9 protein-coding genes and 1 tRNA gene are annotated in these 9341 nt (G+C 45.9%); 2 read left to right on the forward strand and 8 right to left on the reverse strand.

What is annotated here, in order from left to right; translation table 11 throughout:
• Positions 1-189: 189 nt before the first annotated feature.
• On the forward strand, positions 190-1371 hold the full coding sequence (gene purT, locus QZY95_RS02260) for a formate-dependent phosphoribosylglycinamide formyltransferase (RefSeq protein ID WP_290918843.1): 1182 nt from the start codon (positions 190-192) through the stop codon (positions 1369-1371).
• 97 nt (positions 1372-1468) lie between these two features.
• Here the strand turns inward: purT and QZY95_RS02265 are convergent, their stop codons facing one another.
• From QZY95_RS02265 to QZY95_RS02290, 6 genes are all read right to left on the reverse strand, one after another.
• Positions 1469-1969 carry a universal stress protein gene (locus tag QZY95_RS02265; RefSeq protein WP_290918846.1) on the reverse strand — a complete coding sequence of 167 codons (501 nt, stop codon included), beginning with the start codon at positions 1967-1969 and terminating at the stop codon, positions 1469-1471.
• A 2-nt stretch (positions 1970-1971) separates the two neighbouring features.
• Positions 1972-2949, reverse strand: a complete 978-nt coding sequence (locus tag QZY95_RS02270; RefSeq protein ID WP_290918849.1) for a serine/threonine protein kinase — start codon at positions 2947-2949, stop codon at positions 1972-1974.
• A 37-nt stretch (positions 2950-2986) separates the two neighbouring features.
• Positions 2987-3436 (reverse strand): DUF1499 domain-containing protein, encoded by a 450-nt coding sequence (locus QZY95_RS02275; RefSeq protein WP_290918852.1) that lies wholly within the window; start codon positions 3434-3436, stop codon positions 2987-2989.
• Between the two features lie 200 nt (positions 3437-3636).
• Positions 3637-5421 carry an amino acid ABC transporter permease gene (locus QZY95_RS02280; protein WP_290918857.1) on the reverse strand — a complete coding sequence of 595 codons (1785 nt, stop codon included), beginning with the start codon at positions 5419-5421 and terminating at the stop codon, positions 3637-3639.
• A 120-nt stretch (positions 5422-5541) separates the two neighbouring features.
• Entirely contained in the window at positions 5542-6366 is an 825-nt protein-coding gene (locus QZY95_RS02285) for a transporter substrate-binding domain-containing protein (protein ID WP_290918861.1), read from the reverse strand.
• Between the two features lie 92 nt (positions 6367-6458).
• Complete coding sequence (locus QZY95_RS02290; protein ID WP_290918864.1) at positions 6459-7190, reverse strand: amino acid ABC transporter ATP-binding protein; 732 nt, start codon at positions 7188-7190, stop codon at positions 6459-6461.
• Positions 7191-7594: 404 nt separating this feature from the next.
• Here QZY95_RS02290 and QZY95_RS02295 point away from each other — a divergent pair, with 404 nt between their 5' ends.
• Complete coding sequence (locus tag QZY95_RS02295; RefSeq protein ID WP_290918867.1) at positions 7595-8347, forward strand: hypothetical protein; 753 nt, start codon at positions 7595-7597, stop codon at positions 8345-8347.
• A 45-nt stretch (positions 8348-8392) separates the two neighbouring features.
• Here the strand turns inward: QZY95_RS02295 and QZY95_RS02300 are convergent, their stop codons facing one another.
• Both QZY95_RS02300 and QZY95_RS02305 read right to left on the reverse strand, forming a co-directional pair.
• Positions 8393-9016, reverse strand: a complete 624-nt coding sequence (locus QZY95_RS02300; protein WP_290918869.1) for a TetR/AcrR family transcriptional regulator — start codon at positions 9014-9016, stop codon at positions 8393-8395.
• 227 nt (positions 9017-9243) lie between these two features.
• A tRNA-Ser gene (locus QZY95_RS02305) sits at positions 9244-9338 on the reverse strand.
• Between the last annotated feature and the right edge of the window lie 3 nt (positions 9339-9341).

Consider the following 9341-nt stretch of genomic DNA (forward strand, 5'->3'; position numbering starts at 1 on the left):
TATGAGAATGATGCGTGAGTAATCACGCATCATTCTTTTTTTTGCTTGCTGAAAAGGAGTGAGACAAGTTTAGACACCCCCTTGCAACGGGCAAAAAAGTATGACAAACCCGCCGCAGAAAAAGGTGCACAGTGCGCCTGAAGATTTTTTTCGTCATAGTGATTCCCTAATTTTTACAGGAGCAGCGACATGGCATCAATTGGAACCCCCTTAACTCATTCTGCAACAAAAATTCTGTTACTTGGCTCGGGTGAGCTTGGTAAAGAAGTAGCCATTGAGGCAATGCGCCTTGGTGCGGAAGTTGTTGCGGTTGACCGTTACGAGAATGCTCCCGCCATGCAGATTGCTCATCGCTCTTACGCTATCAATATGCTTGATGGCAACGCGTTGCGGGACGTAGTGGAAAAGGAACAGCCGGATATGATTGTTCCGGAGATCGAGGCTATTGCGACTGATACCCTTCTCGAACTGGAAAAAGAAGGCGTAACTGTAGTTCCGACAGCCAAAGCCACTTGGCTTACTATGAACAGAGAGGGCATTCGCAGACTGGCTGCTGAAGAGTTGGGTGTGCCTACCTCTAAGTATCGTTTTGCAGACACTGAGGAAGAATACCGCGAAGCTGTAGCAGAAGTCGGTATGCCGTGTGTGGTAAAGCCTGTCATGAGTTCTTCCGGTAAAGGGCAGAGCACCGTAAAAACTGAAGACGACATAACCAGCGCGTGGACATATTCTCAGGAAGGCGGACGCACTGGCGGCGGCAGAATCATTATCGAAGGCTTTGTTGAGTTCGATTATGAGATTACGCTTCTGACAGTACGTCATGCTGGTGGTACAAGCTTCTGTGAGCCTATCGGGCATTATCAGGAAGACGGTGACTATCGGATGTCTTGGCAGCCGCAACCAATGTCCGCCACTGCTTTGGAACGTGCACGGGAAATTGCCCGCACAGTAACAGATGCTTTAGGCGGATTTGGTATTTTCGGGGTAGAACTTTTTGTGAAGGGCGATGAGGTTATCTTCAGTGAAGTTTCACCACGTCCGCATGATACAGGACTTGTGACTGTTATTTCGCAGAACTTAAGTGAATTCGCATTGCATGCCCGTGCTATTCTGGGCTTGCCTGTTCCTGAAATTGTGCAGCGCGGTGCGGCAGCTTCAAGCGTTGTTCTGGTGGAAGGAAACGGAACAGGGGCAACCTTCTCTGGTTTAGATAAAGCATTGAGCGAGCCGGAAACACAGCTTCTTCTTTTCGGCAAGGCAGAAGTGCAGGGTCGTCGTAGACTCGGTGTAGCCTTGGCATTGGATGAAGATGTAGAAAAGGCAAAAGCTAAAGCAAAACGTGCTTCTTCCGCTGTTACTGTGACGTTCTAGTAGATAGTTGTTGTTCAGGGTGTGTTTTCTTTCAGGAGAGCACACCCTGATACGTTTGCGGGTTGCAAACGTATCAGGTGTGAAAAGCAGAATATGGTTAGTCACATTTAGAGTTAACCACCCAAAGGGCGCACTCTGTAAATTGACGGAGTAAGTCAGTTGAAACACTTCCAAAGAGGAACTCTTCCTCTTTGCTTATACCGCGGCGACCGATGACGACGGTGCCGTGGTTTCCTTCCTTTTGAATGGCAAGAATATCTTCAGCTATGGAATCACCGGTGGTGCAGACTTTGGCGTCTTCAAACGGAGAACTGCAGCTGATAATGTATTCTTCATTAATGGCCTTTTTGTGGATGCCGCTGCTAGCCAGCAATCCACGCGCCTTTGCTAATTTGCGTTTGTAATCAACAACCAGTTCGGCGCATTCTGCACGCCAAAGCGCCTCAGATTCAAAGAGATCTTTGTCCGGAAGCCGTTCAATAAAGAGCAGCGTTACAAGTACGTCCGGAACTGATCGGATCATTCTGGCGGTGTATTCCACTGCTTCAAAAGAAGGCTTGGAAGAATCAAATGCCACAAGAATATTGTAGATGTTCATACTTATGAATACCTCCCGCGGGCTGACGTAAATACGGGGAGTTCGTGAAAACATGTAAGCAGCGCGCTTACAAACTCCGTAACTGATGAATAAAAAACGGTATTTTTTGTAGAAAAGTGCATGCAAATATTGTTGAGGCTGTCTGGGATATACGGATATTTCTTTTGGATGTTGGCAAGGCGGTATGGCATGGCGAGTGCCATATCGGCAGTTGTAATAGCCACTGGGTGTTGTTGAGTCGCTAATTGTTGTGCTGTGATTTCACGTTGTCCGGTTAACAGTAGCAAAATACTTCCAAGTCCGAATAAATCCAGAGCGTATGGGTTGTCCCGCAGCCCGAATGTGTAATCAAAATCTATCCATCGCCAGTCTTTTGTGCCGGATTCTATCAGCAGGTGGTCACGCCGAATGTCGCCATGTTGTTCTCTGTGCTGATGCAAAAATTCTATAGCTCTCACCGCGCCGATAAATTTAGCAAAATAATCTGGGAATATCGTGTGGAAATATTCCTCATGGGAAACAGTGATGCGATCTAATGCTATATCCAGCTCAGAGCCGTAGATAATGTCTAATATTCTGACACAATTTCCCTTCTCATCCATCACGGTTCTGCCTTGCATAAAGCGCATATCACCATCAATGAGTTTCAGAATTCGTGATTCCTTACGGGGACTCCGGTAGCAACTTGATTGAAGAGTTCCGATGCGGATATCGAACTTTTCATAAAACTCGAGCTTGATAATGTGATGCCTACCAGTTTCCAATTCTTTGCATCGTTTTACCCAGTATTTAGGATCTTCCAGACCAAAACGCCGTTCTGAAAGATTTTTGGTAACGAGGTAGTGTTTGCCTTCAAGAAGCATGACGTCACCATAGTCAATAGACATAAACTCGGTGGTATCCGTAACAATTCGTCCGGCATGCTTCCTTGGAAATTGCGGTTGATACTGCGTAATAATATCGTAGGCGCGTGTACCCATTCGTACATCCTGTGTGGATAGAGTGGTAAAGCGTGAATCAGCCTTCGAGTTCGTCTTCCATATATCGACGTATGGACTCAACGCGTCGTCTGTTGACGCCAAAGTCATACCAGCCTGTTCGAGAAGCTGATCGCACATGGATTTTGTCGCCCGCAAAAAAGAGCTCCAGATCATCGGTGAACCCGAGGAACATAGATTTGATACTTACACGGACATAGTGACTTGCTTTTTCTTCCAGCTCAGCATTGGGAAGCTGCTGGACGTATTCAACAAGCAAAGGAAATATGGCAAGCGTGCTTGCTGTGGGAACAAGCGGCTCAATGTAATGACTGTCTGATTGCGGCAGCTTACTGCAGACGCAGTTAGGGGAAATTGGGCAGGGAGAAAGGACGCCGTCGGATGTGTCCATTTCTTCCACTTTATCCAGCGTCGTTGCATTATAGTTGGTGTCTTTGGAAATAATACCGAAAAGAGAACGAAGTCGCATAGTTCACCTGCTTGTAAAATACTGCCGATACTTGTGTGGTATTGTGCCATGCGTACAGGTAAGGGCAAATGAAAGAAGTCAAAAAGTGGCTTAATTCATAAAGTAATCATCAGGTGAATGGGGCTAACGATTGTTTGCTCTTAAGGAATAAAAAAAGCGCCCCACATATTCAGCGGGGCGCTTTGGATTCTAACAATGTGTTACATTTTTAAGTTTATCTGTTCCGGCGACAGCTTCATTTCAAGCCGCTTCGCGTATTTTGACATCAGCAGACACGGAACGAAGTAGAGAACAGCCGCGGTGGTCCACAACTCCATAGAGGCAATCATGAGGCGGTTATCCAGTGCTTTTGTAACAGAGGTTAATTCCATTACCCCGAGAACTGTTACCAGTGAGGTGTCTTTAAAAATTGCGATGAACAGCCCAACTATTGGCGGAATCATTTGTTTCAACGCCTGCGGCAGAATAATCTTTCGCATGGTTTGCCAGTAAGAAAGTCCGGATGAGTATGCTGCTTCAACCTGTCCAGCAGGAATATTCTGAATTCCACCACGGACGATTTCTGCAAGGTACGCTGCTGTAAAGAGAGTCAGCGCGATTGATGCAGACCAGACTGTGTTGATAAAACTGTCAAAGAGAACCGGAATCAGGAAGTAGACCCAGTAGATGACGATAATCAACGGGTTACCACGGATGAGTTCGATGTAAAGCAAGCTTGGGATACGGAAGATTCTGTTATCGGAACTACGTCCAAGCCCCACAACAAGCCCGATGAAGAAGCTTGCGAAGATAGCAACAATGGCAATGATGAAAGAGAGAGAAAAGCCGCCAAGACCCATAAACAGGTCATCACCAGTTGCATTCGGGAACTGCCAGATGAGCATGGTTGGCAGTTCTCTGAAAATGACAGACCAGTCAAAGTTGTAGAACCCTTTTCCAAGGGAAAACAGCAGGCCGGCAAGAATAAGCAGGAACGCACCTTTGCTGATAAGAACAAGCGTCTTGTAAACTTTTTTGAGAATAAGCTGTGTGGTATTAACCTGTACACCAGCCTGCATGGTAACTCTGCGGCGTTGGCGCATGTAGCGGGCCACAGGGTTAATGAAAATTTTGTTAAGGCAGCTCATCGGGATAAGCAGGAAATTAATAAACATAACAGGCAGGCTGTTTTTTCCATTGCTCGAAGAGCGGATGCGTCCGTCTACCCCGTTAATGATAAAAGCGATAACGAGTGAGAATCCAAGGTAGAGAACAGAAGCGGCGGTCGTTGCTTCAAAGCCTTTAAAGGTTAACGCTTCTACCTGCTGTGCCTGCCATGTAAGGTCTGCAACACCGACAACCATAGCAAGTGAGGTGTTCTTCATGTTGTTGAGGAACTCACTGCCGAGGGGCGGGATAATTTCACGGAATGCAAGCGGCAGAATGATCTTCCGCAATACTTGCATGTAGGTAAGGCCGGAAGAGTATGCTGCTTCAAGCAAACCTTTCGGGATAGATTGAAGCCCTGCACGAATAACTTCAGCCATAAACGCACTGGTGTAGATGCCTACTGCGAATGTTGCAGTCCAGAACTCAAACTGTGTCTCAAAGAGAATTTCTCTGCCAGCTTCAGGCAGTGCTTGTGGAAAAGCAAAGTAGAAGAAGAAAAGGATAACAAGCAGTGGAGTGTTTCGGAAAAATTCTACAATGCAGGTTGCAGTCCAATTCAATGGTTTAAAGTCTGAAAGACGTGCAAGCCCCAACGCTGTACCGAGGGAAATACCGATAAGCGAACTGATCAGTGTAATTTTAACGGTAAGCCAAAGGCCTTTCAGAATTTCAATACCAAAATTGAGTTGGTAGGTGTCGTTAACCGTGAAGAGAATAGGCCATTGAAAATCGTACCCGAAATCAAAGACCCAGCCCCAGTAATAGAGGCTGATAAGACCGAGCACAGCAAGAACTGTGTTTTGAACCCAAATTTTTTCCAACCAGTAGCGTAGCATGAAATAACAAACCCTTTAGCAAAAATGCAGCGTAATGTGCGTCCGTGCCGCAAAATGCAGCGATAAAACGTACGTCCGGCGCTAACCGGACGTACGAGGTGTGATCGTATGATCAGGCGCTTATGGCCACAGTTCGAGAGAACCGGACATTGGCATAGCGAAAGGAGTGTCAGGGCCGTACCATTTGTTGTAAATAGCCATGTAGGTACCGTCACGCCACATATCCTGAAGCGCTGCGTTTACAGCGTTGCGCAGAGCAGAGTCGTTCTGCGGAAGGCCGATGCCGTAAGGTTCGTCAGAGAGGAAGTCACCAACAAGCTCAAATTTACCTGGAGTCTTGGAAGCGTATCCGAGAAGGATGGTTGCATCAGTAGACCAACCAGCAACGCGACCCATCTGGAGAGCCTGGAAACATTCGGATTCTTTCTGGAAGGAAATAACGTGTGCAGCCGGGTTAGCAACGCCAAGAGCTTTCAATGCACGTTTTACGTTAATTTCAGAAGTGGTACCCTGCATGGTAGCAATCTTCTTATCTTTCATATCCGCAAGAGTTTTGTATTTGCCTGTTTTCGCGAGTACTTTCTGACCATCAAAGAAATATGTGATGGAGAAATCGATGGACTTTTCGCGCTCGCGAGTGTGAGTCATGTTTGCTACAGAAGCATCGATACGACCCTGCTGGATAAATGCAATACGGGTCTTGTTGTTTACCTTAACACGTTCGATGTCTACACCGAGACGTTTGGCAAGTTCAGTTGTGATGTCGTAGTCAAAGCCTACCCATTCGCCTTTAGCATCAAAGAATGCACCAGGGATGGAGTCAGTCATGACACCGATGCGGATTTTTTTATCCTTCATAATACGGTCGTAAGACGGGCCTGCAAAAGCAACGGACGCCATCATTACAAGAGCCAAAGTTAACGCAAGAACTCTACTGATACGCATGTACAACTCCCAGTTTCAGTGTATTACTTTCAACCGCAATCGCGGTAAGCCTCCAGAATTACAAAAAAGCAAAATCGTGAGCAGCGCCTCTGTTAGTGAGACAGGATTTTGCTTAAAAACTCTTTACTGCGATCATGTTGTGGATTGTTGAAGAACTCGTGCGGAGTATTTTCTTCAACTAAGATGCCGTCATCCATAAAGATAACTCTATCTGCCACTTCTCGGGCGAATCCCATTTCATGGGTAACGCACGCCATAGTCATGCCTTCTCGGGCAAGCGCTTTCATTACATCAAGAACTTCATTAATCATTTCAGGATCAAGAGCAGATGTTGGCTCGTCAAAAAGCATAATCTTAGGCTTCATAGCAAGTCCACGGGCAATCGCTACACGCTGTTGCTGACCTCCGGAAAGCTGACTTGGATATGCTCCTGCTTTGTCTGGAATATTAACTTTTTCAAGTAGTTCCATTCCAAGTCTGTCAGCTTCGGCACGCGGCATGTTTCGCACCATTGTAGGTGCCAAGGTGATGTTTTCCAAAACTGTCATATGCGGGTACAGGTTGAACTGCTGGAATACAAAACCGATTTCGGCACGTAGCGTGGTCATGTCGAGACGCGGGTTATGAAGATCCATGTCATCGACGATAATTTTGCCCTGCTGGATAGGTTCAAGTCTGTTTATACAGCGAATAAGGGTAGACTTCCCTGAGCCGGAAGGTCCACATATTACAACTACTTCGCCTTGTTTTATTTCAAGATTGATGTCTTTAAGCACATGGTGGTCACTTCCGTACCACTTATTCACTTGTTCGAAACGAATCACAGAGTACTCCAAAGTAAAAACGCAAAAAATATTCAGGTCTCGTCTTCGCTGCTATCAGAAAAAAGCTTTCAAATGCAAACAAAAAGTCGGTTTTAACAAAATTGTAAATTAAATAATATAAGCTGATCAATCACTCAAGTATAGGAAATTTAGACTATTACAGAAGCCTGTAGCGCAGAAGATTTTAAAAAGAGTGAACAGCGTTGAAAAAATGTTCAAAGAGTGGCGTATTATTAAGGGCTATAATGCATTTTTTACACTCTTGTAAAGATTGAGAATGTCGTGAGGTGATGCTGGCATTTCTGAAACTGCTTTTTGGTGTCGGCGTAAAAGTGGTGGTGGCAGGTGGTAGTCATATGTGGTAGTGCCCCATTCCATAAGGGAAAGGAAATGGAGGTTGAAAAATGAAACAGACAATACAGGCTAAATGGTGTGAGTTGTGTAGTGTGTTTACTGCGCAGTGCCGTTCATTCTGGCTTATGTGGAGCGTGTGTCTGTTGTTACTGCTCAGCGCTTTTTATGCTGCGGGAAGTGTGTTTGCCGCAATAGCGTTCGGAGGAATTCTTGGCTGCATCGGGGCAATGTTCCTCGGTGAGATGCGAGCCTTTGTTCGTGACGGAGAGTTTGATTTAGCAAGCGCGGGTATTGCGCTGCTTGCCGTGATAATGGCAAGCGCAGGATTTTTTGTTCCAGTTAAGTGGACTGTTGTTGCGGGCTGTCTCATTAGCTCAGGCTTGTTACTTTGCTTTTTACTTAAGCGTCTGGATAATGAAACGGGCATGAATATTCAGTCTGGAATCTGGCTGGGGTCAGTTCTAACTGCTATGCTTTGCGTATTTTTATACGCAGGTCCATATGAAGATTTTGTCCGCCTTGCAGCGTATGTGCTTGCAGTGGGTTTGTATGGTCTGTTTCTGCTTAACCTTGCAAACGGTGCAGAACCGGGATTGCAGGCTGCGTGGTATGTTGCTTTGATTATCGGCATCGCCTGTCTTGGTGGAACTGCGTTTAATCTTATCGGGATTGATCCAGATCCCCAGATTACGTTTAGCGGGCTTGCAACAGGGCTTGGTTGTACTATGCTGTACTCTCCCATTAAACAGTTGCTGGCAATCATGGCTAAGCGCCATGAAGAAGATTGGCGAGACTTTTTATAGGCTTTGATTAAAAAAACCCGCTGAGCAGTAGCGGGTTTTTTTGATCTAATTTGCAGGCAGGGGTAAACAGTGGATTTGTACTGCAGCAACCATGGTAGTGATCGCTTGCTCCGCTGTGTAGCTCCGTTTTTCCTCAGGCTTCATGCTTACCATGAGCGCAAGCTGCATCCCCAGCTCTAGAAAAAATTGTACAAGCCGACGGTCGAGAGCGAGTTTAAAATACTCGGTCACCGCCTCATACAGAGCAGCGAGAATTCGTTCATCATGTGTTTTTTCTAACGCCTTTATGTGTTGGTTCATAACAGCAGCTTTTGTCAGTTCAACTGCTATGGCATGATCTTCGTCTGAATGATTGGCAATGTATTTTTTGAGCAGGTATCCAAAAAATTCGTCAACTCCGTTCCATTTAATATCACTGGTAAGTAAGCTTGTTAAAAGTAACAAGGCATCATCTTGGCGTTTTTGATACAACCGGATAATTATTGTCTCTTTATCCGGAAAATAGCGATAGATCGTCCCGATATTAAAACCTGATGCTGCGGCAACGCGATTTGTTGTAAACTTTTCGTACCCTTCAGAAAGCAAGACGCGTTTAGAAGCTTCAAGTATGTTGTTGATAGTCGCGATCGCACGCTCTTGTTGTGGGTTGGTGCGCAGCGTATTGTTCATATCATGCTCCTTAGTATCAAACACATAGCCCGACAATTGCGTTGACTCAAGGGGGATACGGAAAACAAGCAAAAGGTTAATTCTTGCTGGAGTGAACTGCGCTGAACAGTGTTAGGATGGGGAGTGCGTGTAGAAAGGAAAAGTGACAGAAGAGAGTTTTTGTACCGGCTGGTTTTAGGGTACAAAAAAAACTCCGAAGCGTTAAGCTTCGGAGTATGATTACATGCTGGCGGAGAGGGAGAGATTCGAACTCTCGGTACCAGTTTTGCTAGTACACACGATTTCCAATCGTGCTCCTTCGGCCGGGCTCGGACACCTCTCCGCG

The organism is Halodesulfovibrio sp., assembly GCF_015482765.1.
GTDB lineage: Bacteria > Desulfobacterota > Desulfovibrionia > Desulfovibrionales > Desulfovibrionaceae > Halodesulfovibrio.